The sequence below is a fragment of the Proteiniphilum saccharofermentans genome (assembly GCF_900095135.1).
Classification (GTDB): Bacteria; Bacteroidota; Bacteroidia; order Bacteroidales; family Dysgonomonadaceae; genus Proteiniphilum; species Proteiniphilum saccharofermentans.
In genome coordinates this window covers 650,245-667,368 of record NZ_LT605205.1, presented here as the reverse complement: position 1 = coordinate 667,368, position 17,124 = coordinate 650,245, and the positions used below count along the sequence as shown (strand labels likewise).

The following is a 17,124-nucleotide window of genomic DNA, read 5'->3' as shown; positions in this document are numbered from 1 at the left end:
TACCTTTCCCTTACCCGGAACATCATTACCGCATTTTGAGTGTCGCCAGTGCCAATACTGCCAAAATCATCCCTACTAACCAGAAGCGGCTTACGATCTTCGGCTCTGCCAATGGAGCGAAAGGCTTCTGAATAAGGGCATCGATACTTCCATCACCCGGTTTCTGGTAATGATGATGCAGCGGGGTCATCTTAAAGATACGCTTACCGACACCATATTTTTTCTTCGTAAACTTAAAATAGGCTACCTGGGCGATAACAGATAATGCCTCCACAAAAAAGACACCACATAGAATTGGCAACAAGAGTTCCTTGTGGATCAATACGGCAAAGACACCGATAATCCCTCCCATTGTCAGACTACCTGTATCGCCCATAAATACCTGCGCCGGATAAGCATTATACCAGAGGAAGCCGACACAGGCCCCCACAAAGGCAGAAGCAAAAACCATCAGTTCATCACCACCCGGTATATACATTATATTGAGGTAAGAGGCAAAGTCGACACGCCCCGAAACATAGGCGAGGATACCCAATGCCACCCCGATAATCGCCGAGGAACCGGAGGTCAGTCCATCCAGTCCATCCGTCAGGTTGGCACTGTTAGAGACCGCCGTCACGATAAGGATCACCACCAGAATGAAAACAATCCATACCGCAGTATCTGCATAATCTCCCATCCACCTGACAAGCCATTTGTAGTCGAAGTTATTATTCTTTACAAAAGGAATGGTAGTACTGGTAGTCTTTACATCCTCATTCTTATAAGTCACCTCCTCTATCACATTATTGACACGGATTTCAGTATTTTCCCGGACAACCATTTCAGGACTGAAATAGATGGTAAGGCCAACGATCAGCCCCAGCCCGATCTGTGCCACGATCTTGAACTTTCCTTTCAATCCCTCTTTATCCTTTTTGAATACTTTAATATAATCATCGGCAAAACCCAATGTACCCAGCCAGACAGTGCTGACAAGCATCAGGATAATATAGATATTCTCTAATTTCCCAAAAAGTAATGTGGATGCTAAAATGGAAAGGATCACAATAACTCCTCCCATAGTGGGTGTACCCCGTTTGCTATATTGACCTTCCAGATCGAGATTCCGTATGGTTTCCCCTATCTGTCTCCGTTGTAATACGCTGATAATCTTCTTCCCGACAAAAATCCCGATCAACAGGGAGAAGATAGCTGCCATTGCAGAACGAAACATCACGAACTGGAACATGCCCGCTCCGGGAAAATCGAGTTTGTCTAAATATTCAAATAGATAATATAACATACAAATTTAGGATTTGGGATTTGAGATTCAGGATTTGATCAATCTCACTCAATCTCATTCAATCTTTTCACTTTTAGTTTTTAGTTTATTAAATATTTTTTCCACCTCTTCCTTGTCATCGAAATGGTGTTTTACTCCTTTTATCTCCTGATAATCCTCATGCCCTTTGCCGGCAATAAGAATCACATCTCCCGGTTGTGCCAGCGCACAGGCAGTTTTGATTGCTTCCCGACGGTCGGCAATAGTAAGCGTGTTGCCTTTCTGCTCTTCGGTAAGCCCATCGAGCATATCCTGGAGGATTTCTCCCGGTTCTTCAAACCGGGGGTTGTCAGACGTAAAGACTGCTTTATCACTGAGTTGCACCGCCTCCCGTGCCATAATAGGACGTTTAGTCTTGTCACGATTCCCGCCGCATCCCACTACGGTGATGATCCGCCCTTTCCTGTTCAGGACACCATCAATAGCACTCAACACATTGGAAAGAGCGTCCGGCGTATGTGCATAATCGACAATCACCGTATAGCCCTGCGGCGAACGGAGTGTCTGGAATCTGCCTGCCACAGGCTTCAGCAGAGAAAGCGTTCGTAGCAATTCTTCTTCATCGAGCCCAAGCAGGATTCCCGCCCCGTATACAGCCAACAGGTTATACACATTAAATGTGCCCACGAATTGCACGGTCAGTTCTTTTCCATTTATCTCTATATCTGTACCGTCGAAATGCTTTTCGAAGATACGGGCTTTGAAATCAGCCATCCCCCTCACCGAATAAGTGTATTGCGCAGCCTTCGTATTCTGCAACATGACCGGTCCGTTTTTGTCATCGATATTGGTCAGTGCAAAGGCATCAACCGGAAGATCATCAAAAAAGGACTTTTTCACATTGCGGTATTCCAGCATATTCTTATGATAATCGAGATGATCCTGGGTCAGATTGGTAAAAACAGCTCCTGCAAACCGAAGTCCGTGCACCCGTTTCTGGTGAACAGCATGTGAACTCACCTCCATAAAAGCATATTCACAGCCGGCATCGACCATCTTACGCAGGAAATCGTTGAGAGTAACAGGATCGAGTGTGGTATGCGTAGTGGGATACCGTTCCCCGTCCACGTAATTGGCCACTGTGGAAAGCAATCCCGAAGGATAGCCCAGATGGCGGAACGCATCGTACAGTAATGTAGCGATAGTGGTTTTCCCGTTTGTTCCGGTAACACCGACCAGTTTCAGCAATGACGAAGGATGACCATACCATGCCGAAGCTATCTGAGAGAGAGAGATAGCACTCTGTTTTACCTGTACATAGGTCACGCGTGAAAAATACTCCTCGATCATCGGCTTGTCATACACTACTGCCACGGCACCTTGCTCTATCGCCTTACCGATATAAGCATGACCGTCGGTAAAGATCCCTTCTACCGCAATAAAAAGGGAACCCGGCGTTACCGTACGAGAATCGGACGTGATGGATGTCACCTCCACCTCACCGTTGCCACGCAGGGCAATAACATCACAAGCCTCAATCAATTTACTCAGTTTCATTTTTTTTGAATTTTGGATTTCAAAATCACCTTACCACCTTACCGCATCGTAATAGTGACAGTAGTACCCTTCACCAGCTTCTGACCGGGTGAAAGCGACTGGGATACTACTTTTCCTGCCCCGATAAGGTTTACTCTCAGTCCTGACTTCTCCAACAGATAGATTGCATCGCGGGCACCCATTCCCCGAACATCCGGAATTAGGCCGCTGTTCAGCGCTATTGCTTCCGACCGGTAAGTGGTACTGTCGTACTTCATCTTCACCCAATCGGCAGCCTCTGCCGGACCTTCCGCCGGTAAATTCAGAGCGTTCAACAAAGACCGGTTCCGATCCCAGTTCCCATTTTTCAACACCGGTTCTTTATGCAATGTAGAGTCTGTCTTACAATCCTGCACATCCAACTGCACTTTCCTTAAATAGGTCTGCTCCGCAATATTTTTAAATACCATACCGGCCATTCCGCCTCCTGAAGGTACCCCCTTGGGTTTTCTCAGTCCTACGAAAATAGTATACATCGGATCATCCGCCGGAAAATAACCACAGAATGAAACATAATAATTGGCATAGCTTCCTCCGGAGGCGATCTGTGCCGTACCGGTCTTACCGGCTATGGAGAAATAGTCCGAACCCACCACTTTGGCTGTACCGTCCTCTACCACTTTCAACAGCATCTGGTGTATCTGCTCCAATGTGCTCTCCTTACACATCTTCGGATTGACCACTTCTGCTTCAACATTCTTCACCACTTTCCCTTTTTCAAAAAATTGCTTGGCAATAAAGGGTTTTATCATTGTCCCACCATTCGCGATACCATTATAGAACATCAGCATATAGATAGGAGGCACCTGGGTTTCGTATCCAAACGACATCCAGGGAAGGGTGGTCTTCGACCAGTAATTGGTTTTATCATCGGGAAAGCGGATGGATGAAGTACCTTCTATCCCCTTCAATGGCACATCCCATGTGAGCCGCTTTCTTAAACCGATACGGTCGATCCCCTCTACAAATTTTGTAGGGTTGTTTTCGTATCCTTTCAATACAATTTTACTCATTACCACATTCGACGAGACAGCCATCCCCTCAGCCACAGTCATGTAACCTCTATTCTGCCCCCTGCGCCAGTAGTGATCCCTGACCCATCTTCTGTTGTACTGGAAGAGTCCGTTTCCCACATAAAATGAATCGGCGGGAGTAACCACCCCATCATCGAGTGCTACCATCGTAGTCACCGTCTTAAAAGTTGAACCCGGCTCGTTCATATAGGAGAATGCATTGGGGTTGCCTTCGGCATAATTCCCATTACTCAGACGGTCGAGGTTGGCAATTCCTTTTATTTCACCGGTCTTTACCTCCATGATAATGGCTGTACCCGACTCGGCATCCGTCTCAATCAACTTCTCCCGCAAAGCCCGTTCAGTTATATCCTGTATGGCCGCATCTATGGTAGTGACTATATCCCATCCCTCTTCGGCCGGTTTCTCCACTACATCCATCCATTTGCCTTGTATCTTCTGACGGAATTTCACTCCCGGGACACCCCTTAACAATGAGTCATACTTCAATTCCAATCCGCTGGCCCCTCCCTTGTCAATATCCTTATATATACTACCAACTGTACGGTTGGCCAAATTGCCAAAAGGTTTTTTACGGGCGTTACGTTCCTCGGCAATCAATCCACTGCGGTTAGAGCGTTGGTTCCAGAAGGGGTAGGTACGGATCTCCTTTAAATCGACATAAGAGATATCGTTTCGCAATATCCTAACATACCGCGAACGGATCGGCACTCTCTTATCAATCTCTTTTTCCTTATTTTCAAGTATCTGCCGTTCTTCTTTTTCACGCATCGACCATCCATTCATGATCACATTCTTATACTGGGCGGCGGTCCTGTCAGGGAATTTTTTGGACAATGCTACCGAGAGGTCATCCACATATTTAATAAGTGTATCTTTCTGCATCCCATCTGCCCAGAAATCCATATAGATACTGTATAGCGGTTCTGTAGTTGCCAGAAGTTTGCCGTCGTGCGTGTAAATATTGCCTCTTTTGGGCAGGATCACACGATCCCTGATCACAGTCTCCTTTTCACCTACTTCACGCCATTTTTTCCCTTCGGCAGTAAATACGATCTTTCCGGCAGAAAAAATGATCATCACGGCAAACACCATCAACAGGGCAACGATAAAACCGTATCTACCCAAGATGGCCCGTTTGTTATTCCGATTTTGTTTCTTCATTTTCTGTTAGTAGATCAATTACATTAGTCGTTTTGAATCGCCTTCGCTCCTTAATTTTCAAATCTACGCTCGGCAAAACAAATAAATTTGCTTATCGAAAACGTTCTGTTTATTTATCCAAATAGTAAACAGGCTCATTTGTCACTTTCAGTTCCAAACCAGCCTCCTCAATACGTCGTTCAATCTCGCCCTGCCTGCTTGCTTCAGTAAGACTCGAAGAAATGGTGAGCGATTCATATTTTGCATCCCTGAGCTCCTGCTGTAATTTCTCTATCTCAGCCATCTGCTGAAGCACTTTATATCGATGGCTGATAAACAAAAACATCACTAGCACAATAGCAATAACAAATCTCATGTTTTTGAGGAAGAAGTCCTCAGTGAGGACACTCCCCCCAAAAACACGGACAAACGATTTGCGTATGTTATCGAACTTAAATTTCATTATTCCAGATCCAGATTCAAAATTCCGGTCTCTCAATCTCCCCGGTCATATATCATTTTTCCACCTAATCATCTATCCACTTTTTCCGCGATACGCAACTTGGCACTTCTTGATCGTGGATTCCGTTGCTGTTCTTCTTCCGACGGCACAATCACTTTGCGGTTTACCATTGTGAAGGGTGTCTCCACATTTCCGTAGAAATCCCTTATAAGTTCTCCTTCGAAATTGGCTGTCTTGAAAAAATTTTTCACCAGGCGGTCTTCCAGCGAGTGATACGAGATCACACAAAGGCGTCCTCCCGGCTTCAGCACCCGCAAAGCCTGCAAAAGCATCTCCTTCAGTGCATCCATTTCACCGTTCACCTCAATACGAAGTGCCTGAAATGCCTGCGCCAGCGTTTTTTTCTCTTTTTCCCTACGGGTGAATGGCTCCAGAATTGCAAGGAGGTCATCTGTCTCCCTTATCTGTTTATCCTTCCGGTATCTCACCACCGCCGAAGCTATCTGGCGTGCATTTCTCAACTCACCGTACCGGAAAAAGAGTTCAGCCAACTGCCCCTCATCATATTCGCGGAGGATATCGGATGCCCTCTTTTGCGCCTGGCGATTCATACGCATATCCAACTCACCCTGAAAACGAAACGAAAAACCACGCTCTGATATATCAAAATGATGAGACGACACTCCCAGGTCAGCCAGAAGACCATCCACTGCTTCCACGCCGTGATATCGAAGAAAGTTCTTCAGGAAGCGAAAATTGGTATGCACAAAAGTAAAACGGGGGTCGGCAGAAATATTTCGGACAGCATCCTCATCCTGATCGAATGCAATAAGTCGTCCCTTTTCACCTAATCTGTTCAGTATCTCACGGGAATGCCCTCCGCCACCGAAAGTGACATCGACATACACTCCGTTGGGACAAATGTTCAGCCCGTCGACACTTTCATCAAGCAATGCCGGCGTATGATATACCACTTCACCCTGTCCGCCATTCAAAACCATATTCCCCTTTATTTGATTTCATCAGACATTTCCTCGCAACGACATAATCCAAGTAAACTTGTCTTCTGTCCGTATTGCTTAATGGAAATGCTCCATCAATTGCTGCAATTTCAAAGAAAACTCGTCGGGATCAACCAACGGCTTTTCAAGTTTCTCTTTCGCCCAAATCTCAATTGTGTCATCCACACCGAGAAAACGAACATCCGATTCAATGGAAACCATCTGTAAATAACGCTTCGAGATAAGTATCCGTCCGTTCGCATCCATTTCAAGCCTTTCAGCATCCAGCACAAACTGGCGAAAGATCTGCTGTTGTTCTTTATTCCATTTATTTAATCTGCCACGGAGTGTCTCGATCTCTTTCTCCCACACGCTCCCTGGATACAATACAAGACATTCCTGGAAAATATCTTTTCGAAGCACAAGAAATTCCTCCCCCTCGCTCTGCAAACGCTTGCGAAAGATTGCCGGCACAAAGATCCTTCCCTTTGCATCGGCTTTTGCTTCCATATTTCCCAGAAATTGCAGCATATAGTATACCTTATAACGCGGTAAAAGTACAAAATAATCCACTTTTCCCCACATTTCCACACAAAAATTTATAAAAAAGTTTTCAACAGCCAGCAAATATTACAGAAACTATTAATTATCAATACATTAATAAAAAATTAAAAGTGGGGAATTTTACCCGGCTATTTCCAAAATGATCACCCCTTCCCTCTAAATTGAAGATTTTTTGGATGATTGTTCACTTATATCCACTATTTTTGTACTTTTGCGACAAATTAGAAGAAGAGTATGATGCAATGGATCACAATGCATTCCGGGTTGATATTGACCGTATTTTAAGAGATAAATCACCCAGATATTACAATAAAATTCCCAAATTTCTGATCAATTGGCTCAAGCGGACTCTCCATCAGGATGACATTAACGGCATCCTGGAACGGAACCAGGGACTTGAGGGGGTAGCATTTATGCGTGCCCTTATCGATAAAGAATTCAAATTAATGCTTCAAACCAGGGGGGAGGAGAGCATTCCCGATGAGGGAAGGTTTATTTTCGCATCCAACCATCCGCTAGGCGGACTTGACGGTATTTGCCTTTCTGCCATTTTGGGAGAAAAGTACAACGGGAAAATCCAGTATCTTGTAAATGATGTACTTTATTATATTGATCCGCTGAAACCTATCTTTGTACCCATTAACAAATACGGTTCCCAAGCTAAAGATTCGGCACGGGCCATCAATGAGGCTTATGCATCTGACACCCAGATAATCACTTTTCCGGCCGGACTCTGCTCCAGAAAGCAGAAAGGGCTCATCAGAGATCCGGAATGGATGAAAAGCTTCATCATAAAAGCGGTTGAATACAAAAGGGATGTTATTCCGGTACATTTTGCAGGCAGGAATTCCAATTTTTTCTACAATTTTGCCAATCTGCGCAAATCATCGGGTATAAAATTCAATGTAGAACTGATCTATCTGCCCGACGAAATGTTTAAGAATAGCAACAAGTCGTTCACCATCACCTTTGGCAAGCCTATTCCCTACCAAATGTTCGACAAATCCAAAACACCGGCAGAGTGGGCACAATATGTAAAAGATGTGGTTTACTCGATGGCATAACAACGGCTCATTAAAAAAATAAAAAAGAAAAAGTATCATGGAGAAGATCATAAATCCTATCGATAAAAATTTGATAAAAAGTGAACTGACCGTTCAAAAGAGGGTCAGAACGACCAATAAAGCCAATAATGAGATTTATGTATTCACAGCGCACGATTCACCTAACCTGATGAAAGAAGTCGGAAGGCTGCGTGAGATCGCTTTCCGCCACTATGGAGGGGGGACCGGTTTAGAAGCAGACATCGACCAATACGACACGATGGATGTGCCCTATCGGCAGCTGATCGTATGGGATCCCGAGAATGAAGAGATATTAGGCGGCTATCGTTTTATCTGCGGTTCGGATGTGGAGTTTGACGGGCAAAACAAACCGATGCTTGCCACCGCCCATCTTTACAATTTTTCAGAACAATTCATTTCAGAATACCTGCCACATACCGTAGAATTGGGCCGGTCATTCGTTTCACTCGAGTATCAGTCGACATTGCTGGGTAGAAAGGGCATTTTCGCACTTGACAACCTATGGGACGGATTGGGAGCTCTCACCGTGATCGATCCGGGGATCAAATATTTTTTCGGGAAAGTCACCATGTACGGCACCTACAATAAGGATGCACGCAACATGATCCTCTATTTCCTTCACAAGCATTTTCCCGATAACGAAAAGCTGGTAACCCCCATCGATCCGCTCATGACAAATACCGACATAGTCCGGATGAAGCAGCTCTTTACAGGAAAAAAATTCAGTGAAGATTACAGGATACTTAATAAGGAAGTACGTGCGTTAGGGTATAATATACCTCCGCTGATCAATGCTTATATGAGTTTATCGCCCACCATGCGCTTCTTCGGTACTGCCATCAACGATGAGTTCGGAGATGTGGAAGAATCAGGTATCCTCATTGAGATAGACCAGATACTGGAAGAAAAACGGGCACGCCACATTGAGTCTTACCTGAAGAGTAATCCCAGCAAACGTTTTCTTATGTTGCTCAGAAAAAGGATAGCCGGTAGTGCGGGAAGAAGAAAGGTTACACTCCCGAAATTAAAGCGTATAGAAAAAAGGAAAGAGAGAAAATAGGTACCTCCCGGTATTTAATCACCTCTTCACACTATCAAAAAGACAGGAATACATCCAATATTCCCGTACTGGTCTTGCATACCCACTCCTGAACCGGACATTTTCACGCCCCCTCACACCAAATCACAACTAACTGATAATTCAACCCTTATCCTCTAAAATGCAATCGTTTGCACAAGCAAACCGAGTTAATTAACTTCGTTTTAATATTGATCCGCCTAAGAAAATCTAATTTTGATGCCAGAAGTAGGGTGCCAATAATATAGTAAATAAATGTCCATTAACCGTTCGTGTCTTATTGTTGTACCACCTGATAGCTATGTGAAGGACGAAGAGAGTATTAATCAGTTAATCTTATAATGTTAACAATATGTATGTAAATTTCAAAAGAATTACGAGAGTGTTTCTGATGACGATGTTATCAGGAATGCTAATGGTTTTGTCGGCCAGTGCCCAAACCGGCGCTACGATAAATGTGAGAGGAATAGTTACTGATATTGCCGGCGAACCTATTATCGGCGCCAATATCCTTGTACAAGGTACTTCCTCGGGTACAATTACCGACTATGACGGTAATTTTACGCTTCAGGCTCCTGCCGACGGCGTATTGGAGATAAGCTATATCGGCTACAGACCGCAATCGATTCCCATCAACAATAGGAGTACTATCAATGTAACGATGGAGGAAGATACGGAACTATTGGAGGAAGTGGTGGTAATCGGTTACGGAACTGTACGCAAAGATGATGCAACAGGCTCTGTAGTTGCTATTGATGCATCTAAAATAAATAAAGGCCTTGCCACTTCTCCTTCCTCACTATTGGCAGGACAGGTAGCCGGGTTGAGCGTGGTTTCATCAGGCGGTGCACCCGGATCGGCTTCCAATATCCGGATCAGAGGTGGATCGTCAATGTCGGCCAGCAATGACCCGCTAATTGTTATCGACGGTGTACCTGTAGACACTGAGGGTATCAACGGGATGGCTGACCCGTTAAGCACTATCAATGCAAACGATATCGAAACATTTACCGTTCTGAAAGATGCATCCGCTACTGCTATATATGGTTCAAGGGCATCCAACGGTGTGATTATCATCACAACGAAAAAAGGACATAGCGGAAAACTGCAGGTGGCATACAACGGGTCTGTGTCTGTCAGCACCAAAACCGGATTAGTAGATGTGATGGATGCACCCACTTTCAGGAATTATGTTATTGACTCTTTCGGGGAAGACAGCCAGCAGGCCGCCGCATTAGGCAATACCCAGACTAACTGGCAGGATCAGATATTCAAAACCGCTACCAGCACCGACCATAATGTCAGTCTTGCCGGTTCAATATCTAATTTCCTTCCCTATCGTGTCTCGGTGGGATATACCAATGAAAAAGGTATCCTGAAAACTTCCGGATTAGAAAGGTATACGGGAAGTATCAATATGTCACCCTCCTTTCTCGACGGCTCATTAAGAGTACAATTGAATGCCAAGGGTGTTTATAACACCAACCGCTTTGCCGATCGTGGTGCCATCAATTCGGCCACCCAGTTCGATCCGACCATGCCAGTCTATTCCGAGACCAACTCTCCTTATGGAAATGGGTATCATATGTCACTCAAAACCGACGGGACACCTATCGATATCGGATTGGCCAATCCGCTCGCCATACTGGAGCAAAAATCGGACAAATCAAAAGTCTACAGGAGTATCGGTAATATGCAGGTCGATTATAACCTGCCGTTTTTGGAAGGACTGAGAGCCAACCTCAATATGGGATACGATATCTCAGAAAGTAACGGAGACGTAATCATAACTGACAACTCTCCCATGAGTTGGGTATGGGGCAGTTACAAAGCGGGCTGGGGTGAGAATTCCACCTATTACCAATACAAAAGTAATACCCTGCTTGACTTCTATCTGAATTATAACAACAATTTCGGTGTACACCGGATCGATGCGATGGGAGGATACTCCTGGCAACGTTTCTACAGTGAAGAAGAGAATAAATTTCCCTATTCTGCAGCCATGGCTGCACAAACGGGAAATGAGTTCTACAAGGAAGGGAATGATTATTCTACGGAAAGCTATGTAATTTCCTTCTTTGGCCGTTTGAATTATTCATTGCTGGAACGTTATCTTTTTACGCTCACATTACGTAACGACGGTTCTTCCAGGTTTAGTCCGGGCAATAAGTGGGGATTGTTCCCATCTGCAGCCTTCGCATGGCGTATCATCAACGAACCATTTATGGAAAATGCCGGTGATGTGATGTCCGACCTGAAACTACGGTTAGGATATGGAGTTACCGGACAGCAGAACCTGGGTAACGGAGATTATCCGTGGATGGGAAGATATAGTTACAGTAAGGCGGGAGCTAATTATTTCTTTGGCAACACCAAAGTTCCCCTGATTCGACCGTTGGCATACGACGAAAACCTGAAGTGGGAAGAAACAGCCACTTATAATGCCGGATTGGATTTCGGGTTCCTCAATAACCGTATCAGCGGTACATTCGATGTGTACTACCGTAAGACCACCGACCTGCTGAATACTGTAGGTATAGCTGCCGGAACAAACTTCAGCAACGAGTTACTCACTAACGTAGGGGAACTGGAAAACAAGGGAGTTGAGTTCAGCATCACGGGTCGGCCCATCGTAAGCAAGGATTTAAACTGGAATGTCAGTTACAACATCACTTATAATAGAAACAGAATCACTAAGTTGACCATTAATGATGATCCCAGCTATGTGGGTGTACGTTTCGGTGGCATCGACGGCGGTACGGGTAACAATATCGCCATCCACAGCGTAAATTATCCTTCTGGTTCTTTTTATGTATATGAACAGGTATATGATAATGACGGAAGACCTCTGGAAGGAGTGTTTGTGGATCAAAACGCAGACGGACAGATCAATGAAGAAGATATGATCGTTTATAAAAACGCAGCACCTGACCTGTTTATGGGACTATCTTCTCAGTTGTCATACAAAAACTGGGATCTCAATTTCTCACTGCGGTCCAATATCGGAAATTATGTATACAATAACATACAATCGAATCGTGAGTCAAGGTCAATCACCTACGATCCTTCGGGTTGGCTGAAGAACAAAGTGAATAGTGCTACTTTCACCAATTTTGATGCCGTCCACTATCAGTCAAGTTATTATATCCAAAATGCATCCTTCTTAAAGATGGATAACATCTCAGTGGGGTATAATTTCAATAATGTATCCAATTGGCTGCAATCCGCAAGGCTTCATTTAACCGTACAGAATCCGTTTGTGATCACCAAATACAAAGGACTCGATCCGGAATTCACCAACGACGGTATCGACAACAATATCTATCCTCACCCACGCGTATTTATCCTTGGGTTTAATTTAAACTTTTAATTCTTGAAAAATATGAAACGAGTAAAATATAAATTTCTGTTCATCGTAACAATCAGTCTAATGATTGCAGGACTCTCATCCTGTCTCGATGACTTAAACACCATCCCGCTCGACAAGGAAGAGTTAGTGTCGGAAGTGGTTTTCGGAAGTGAAATAGGCCCCTATCAGGAACTGCTCGCCAAGATTTATGCCGGTCTGGCTATCAGTGGTAACGAGGGCGGCGACGGTGATCCCGATGTGGCTGGTGTAGACGGAGGAAGCCAGGCATCTTTCCTGAGAGGGCTTTGGAACCTGCAAACCCTCCCTTCCGACGAAGCGTTATGTGCGTGGAATGACGTAGGTATCCCTGATCTGAATTATATGACCTGGACAGCAAACAACGTATTTATCAAAGGATTTTACTATCGTCTCTATTATCAGATTAACCTGGCTAACGCATTGTTGAGAGAAACAACCGAAGAAAAACTCTCTTCAAGGGGGGCAAGTGAGGAAGTGAAAGCGCAAATCAAAACCTACCGCGCCGAAGCCCGCTTTGCCCGGGCTCTCTCTTACTACTACCTGTTGGATATGTTCAGGAATGTGCCTTTTGTGAATGAAGATAGTCCGGTAGGCAGTACGCTTCCTCCACAGATCATGGCGGAAGACCTGTTTGATTATATCGAAAAAGAACTGACAGAATGTGAAGCGGATATGCTCGATCCATTTGTGGGTTATCACCCAACCTACTACGGACGTGCACATAAAGCCGCCAACTGGGCATTGCTCTCACGTCTCTACCTCAATGCGGAAACATATATGGGAGTGAATAAGTATACGGAAAGTATTACTTACAGCAAAAAGGTACTCGACGAAAACTTTGCCCTTGACCCGGTGTATAAGAATGTATTCACGGCTGACAACGAAAATTCGGTAGAAATGATCCTTCCAATCCGTTACGAAGGGGAAGATACCCAGACCTGGGGAGGAATGACTTTCCTGATGAGCAGTACGGTTCCTTCCGCCCTGCAGGCCGAAATAAATTCAGTGGGCGCATGGCAGGGTAACCGTGCGTTGGTTTCCCTGTTACGCTTTTTCGAAAGAGAAAACAGACATGAAGATGATACCCGTTTCTCTATGGTACGTACCGACCAAACCGAGAACAATGAAATTGTAGACCCTTCCCTGTTCACCAATAACGGAATACCGATCGTGAAATACTACAATACCTACAGCGACGGGACACTCCCGCCCAGTAATATTGTGTATACCGATTTCCCGCTCTTCCGCCTGGGCGAGATCCATCTCAATTATGCGGAAGCTGTCCTAAGAGGCGGAACAGGAGGTGATCAGGCCACTGCACTGCAACTGGTAAACGACCTTCGCCGACGCGCCTATAAAAATGAGGCAGCGACAGCAGCCACAATTACCGCCAGCCAGCTTACGCTCGATTTTATCCTGGACGAGAGAGGTCGTGAATTTTTCTTCGAGGCACAGCGTCGCACCGACTTGGTCCGTTTCGGGAAATTTACCGGCTCCTCCTATATATGGCCGTGGAAAGGCAATGTACCCGCAGGAAGATCCATTGCCGACACTTATAAGGTGTATCCCATTCCTTCCGACGATATAGGAGCTAATCAAAACCTGACGCAAAATCCGGGATATTAGTAATGTGAATAATGTGCCAATGAGACTAATGAGATGATTTGATAATGTAACGATGTGATAATTCAATGACTATTCATTAGCTAATTTTACCATTTACGAATCATCACATCAGTAAATCAACTAATCAAATATATTCTTGACTCTAAACAAATAATCAATCATATGAAGAAGATATTTAGTTTAATAATTCTACTGGCCGGTATAGGATTTTTCCATGCATGCGAGGATAATGAAAAAATTGTCCTGCAGCAGCCGGAGAGTTTCGTGCTCAACATACCCAAGTACGCTTCGGGGATATATGACCTGAAGAATACGGAAACGATCGAGTTTACCACTTCTCAGCCCAACTATGGGTTTACTGCCGCAACCCTTTATGCAGTGCAGATTTCCCTCTCGCAGAATTTCGCGGAATATACCACCCTGCCGGGTACTTATTCCGCAGCCAAATTCGACATATCTGCACAGGATGTAGCCGTAGCATTGGTCGCCTTGCATGACGTGGAAGAGGAAAGTGATTATCCCGCGGATCCGCATCCCCTGTACGTTCGTCTCACTGCCACCATCGCGGGGAGCAAGGTGGAACCGGTCTATTCAAATGTGATCCAACTCCCTCAGGTACTCGGTTATTTTGCACTTGAAGCAATGACGATGCCCGAAGAGATGTACCTGATCGGTAACGTGGCCGGTAACTGGGATTGGAACAGTGCCACCGAGATGATCCCCGTATGGGGATCCCCCGGAAAGTTCTGGGCAATGCAATATCTCGGACAAACCGAAGGTGGCGATAATGCGGAAATCAAATTCAATTACGCTATGGCGTGGAATGGAAATGAGTTTGGCTACAATGAGGTAACCATTGGTGAAGGTTCTGCCGGATTGGCCGGTACATCCGACGCTGGCGGCAATATAGGAATAGGGAATCCCGGATGGTATATAGTAGTGGTAACCACTGCCATCGAAGGGCGTGAGTATACGTTTAGCGTGGACTTCCTTCCGCCCCATGTTTATCTGCAAGGGAATGTAAATGGCGGTCACTGGGGAACTACCGATGAGATCCACCGGTTTGCGATACCCGCACTATCTCTGGGAGCCGATGCAGAATTCATATCGCCTGCGTTTACTGCCGCTGCCCAGGGAGATGACGACGGCGGAGTACGTGCCAGCATCCAGTTGCCCGGCCACGAATGGTGGCAGACAGAGTTCATGGTGTTTGACGGCGTATTCGTACCCCGCGGCGCAGGAGACGACCAGGCTCGTGTAGCTGGAACAGCGGGACAGAGATTATCCATTAACTTTACCAAAAGGACAGGTAAAATAGAATAACTATAAAAATGTGTACAATGAAACCTAAAATATACCTTTTGACAACCCTGCTCGCATTGGTCGGCTTCGGATCATGCGATGATGTATACGACCATATGGCCGCCCCGCCGCAAGCCTATGAACAGGAAGATGCACAATCGGTCGAAGGATTCACCATTGCCCTGGGATCAGGCTTTGGTTCGGCGATAGTATTGACGGGGGAAGCACTGGAAGAGAACACCCCTTTCGAAGCGGTCAAGGCAACAGCTACTCCGCAATTGGCGGAAGGCGCTACCGTCACTTTCAAACTGGAGTTGTCATCTACAGATGATTTCGAACAGGCTTTGGAACTTCCATCGATGAGTGGGAAAAATACAGCTACTATTACCCCCGCAGATCTCGATGAGGCAGTAAAAAGCCTCTATGGGAAAGCACCTTACGCCCGGGAACTCTTTATTCGGGTAAAATACTATATCACCGACGGCGCTTCGTCGGTGATGATGCCTACCCCGGTTATATTGGGCCCTGTTACCGTCACTCCTGTCGGCCCGGTTATTGAAGAGGAGTATTACCTGATTGGCAATATCAATGAATGGAATATTGAAGATCTCGATAACTACAAATTCAACCATAGTGGTAAAGATGTATATGAAGATCCTATCTTTACTATTTTGGTGGAAATGAAACAACCGGAAAGCGGGGATTTCAACGGATATTTTAAGATCGTTCCCAAATCGAGTAAAGAGGCCGCTTCGTGGGATGGTCTGCTGGGTAACCCCGTAGACGGGAACACTGAATTGGAAGGGGATCTTATCATTGAAAATTCCCAGGCTATGCGGGTAATGGAACCGGGTTGGGTAAGGATTACACTCAATATGATAGAGTATACCTATACAATCCAACTTTTAGGCTATACGAAAGATGTTGTTTATATGACGGGAAACGCTATTACTGGTTTGCCGGAGTGGAACAATGAGATTGGTGCAATCGGAAACGGCCTGCAAATCCTCTTCGCCGACAATAGTTCGGCTGATTCGAAATATACCTTCACGGCACATTTTACAGGAGGAAGGGAGCAGAAGTTTCCGATTAAAGCCGGAGTGTGGGATCCTTGCTGGGGCTATAGGGATGGTGCATTGGTGCTGGAAAATAACTCTCCCAATCTACCCGGTCCCGCTACGGACGGTTACTATACCTTAAAGTTAGACTTGGGGACTTTAACAGCTGAATATATACCCTATACAGGTGATGTTAGCGTTACCTATAATTCAATGGGGGTAATTGGAACGGCAACGGCCGGCGGATGGGATACCGATACGGATTTAACCCAGGTAGCCGAACATATCTGGACTTCAAATGCAATAGAACTTATGCCGGGCTTATTAAAAATCCGCGCGAATGATGCCTGGGATGTCAGTTGGGGAGCCACTTCCGAAGATAATCAGTCTCTCCCGTTCGGAACAGGCACAACGAATAATGGAGCAAACATAGCAATAGAAACAGCAGGAACCTATTATATTGCTTTAAATGATTTGACGGGACATTATATTATCATACCGACATCAGAGTTACCATAAACA

12 protein-coding genes are annotated in these 17,124 nt (G+C 45.2%); 6 read left to right on the top strand and 6 right to left on the bottom strand.

What is annotated here, in order from left to right; all coding sequences use genetic code 11:
- Positions 1 to 25: 25 nt before the first annotated feature.
- The 6 genes from mraY to PSM36_RS02500 all read right to left on the bottom strand — a co-directional run bounded on the left by mraY (position 26) and on the right by PSM36_RS02500 (position 7,032).
- Complete coding sequence (gene mraY / locus PSM36_RS02525) at positions 26 to 1,285, bottom strand: phospho-N-acetylmuramoyl-pentapeptide-transferase (protein ID WP_076928642.1); 1,260 nt, start codon at positions 1,283 to 1,285, stop codon at positions 26 to 28.
- Positions 1,286 to 1,339: 54 nt separating this feature from the next.
- Positions 1,340 to 2,821 carry a UDP-N-acetylmuramoyl-L-alanyl-D-glutamate--2,6-diaminopimelate ligase gene (locus PSM36_RS02520; RefSeq protein WP_076928641.1) on the bottom strand — a complete coding sequence of 494 codons (1,482 nt, stop codon included), beginning with the start codon at positions 2,819 to 2,821 and terminating at the stop codon, positions 1,340 to 1,342.
- 38 nt (positions 2,822 to 2,859) lie between these two features.
- Positions 2,860 to 5,058 carry a penicillin-binding protein gene (locus PSM36_RS02515; protein ID WP_076928640.1) on the bottom strand — a complete coding sequence of 733 codons (2,199 nt, stop codon included), beginning with the start codon at positions 5,056 to 5,058 and terminating at the stop codon, positions 2,860 to 2,862.
- A 109-nt stretch (positions 5,059 to 5,167) separates the two neighbouring features.
- Positions 5,168 to 5,413 (bottom strand): FtsL-like putative cell division protein, encoded by a 246-nt coding sequence (locus tag PSM36_RS02510; protein ID WP_139233410.1) that lies wholly within the window; start codon positions 5,411 to 5,413, stop codon positions 5,168 to 5,170.
- 155 nt (positions 5,414 to 5,568) lie between these two features.
- On the bottom strand, positions 5,569 to 6,501 hold the full coding sequence (rsmH, locus tag PSM36_RS02505) for a 16S rRNA (cytosine(1402)-N(4))-methyltransferase RsmH (protein ID WP_076928639.1): 933 nt from the start codon (positions 6,499 to 6,501) through the stop codon (positions 5,569 to 5,571).
- 78 nt (positions 6,502 to 6,579) lie between these two features.
- Positions 6,580 to 7,032: a division/cell wall cluster transcriptional repressor MraZ gene (locus PSM36_RS02500; protein WP_076932000.1), complete on the bottom strand. Its 453-nt coding sequence runs from the start codon at positions 7,030 to 7,032 to the stop codon at positions 6,580 to 6,582.
- Positions 7,033 to 7,307: 275 nt separating this feature from the next.
- Between PSM36_RS02500 and PSM36_RS02495 the strand changes: the two genes are divergently transcribed.
- The 6 genes from PSM36_RS02495 to PSM36_RS02470 all read left to right on the top strand — a co-directional run bounded on the left by PSM36_RS02495 (position 7,308) and on the right by PSM36_RS02470 (position 17,121).
- Complete coding sequence (locus PSM36_RS02495) at positions 7,308 to 8,129, top strand: 1-acyl-sn-glycerol-3-phosphate acyltransferase (RefSeq protein ID WP_076928638.1); 822 nt, start codon at positions 7,308 to 7,310, stop codon at positions 8,127 to 8,129.
- Between the two features lie 37 nt (positions 8,130 to 8,166).
- On the top strand, positions 8,167 to 9,210 hold the full coding sequence (locus PSM36_RS02490; protein ID WP_076928637.1) for a GNAT family N-acetyltransferase: 1,044 nt from the start codon (positions 8,167 to 8,169) through the stop codon (positions 9,208 to 9,210).
- A gap of 370 nt (positions 9,211 to 9,580) precedes the next feature.
- Positions 9,581 to 12,598: a SusC/RagA family TonB-linked outer membrane protein gene (locus PSM36_RS02485; RefSeq protein WP_076928636.1), complete on the top strand. Its 3,018-nt coding sequence runs from the start codon at positions 9,581 to 9,583 to the stop codon at positions 12,596 to 12,598.
- Between the two features lie 12 nt (positions 12,599 to 12,610).
- Positions 12,611 to 14,242, top strand: coding sequence for a RagB/SusD family nutrient uptake outer membrane protein (locus PSM36_RS02480; protein WP_076928635.1), 1,632 nt, complete (start codon positions 12,611 to 12,613; stop codon positions 14,240 to 14,242).
- Between the two features lie 162 nt (positions 14,243 to 14,404).
- Positions 14,405 to 15,565 carry a SusF/SusE family outer membrane protein gene (locus tag PSM36_RS02475; RefSeq protein WP_076928634.1) on the top strand — a complete coding sequence of 387 codons (1,161 nt, stop codon included), beginning with the start codon at positions 14,405 to 14,407 and terminating at the stop codon, positions 15,563 to 15,565.
- 17 nt (positions 15,566 to 15,582) lie between these two features.
- The gene (locus PSM36_RS02470; RefSeq protein WP_076928633.1) at positions 15,583 to 17,121 is read left to right on the top strand and encodes a SusF/SusE family outer membrane protein; all 1,539 of its coding nucleotides are present in this window, start codon (positions 15,583 to 15,585) and stop codon (positions 17,119 to 17,121) included.
- Positions 17,122 to 17,124 lie beyond the last annotated feature (3 nt).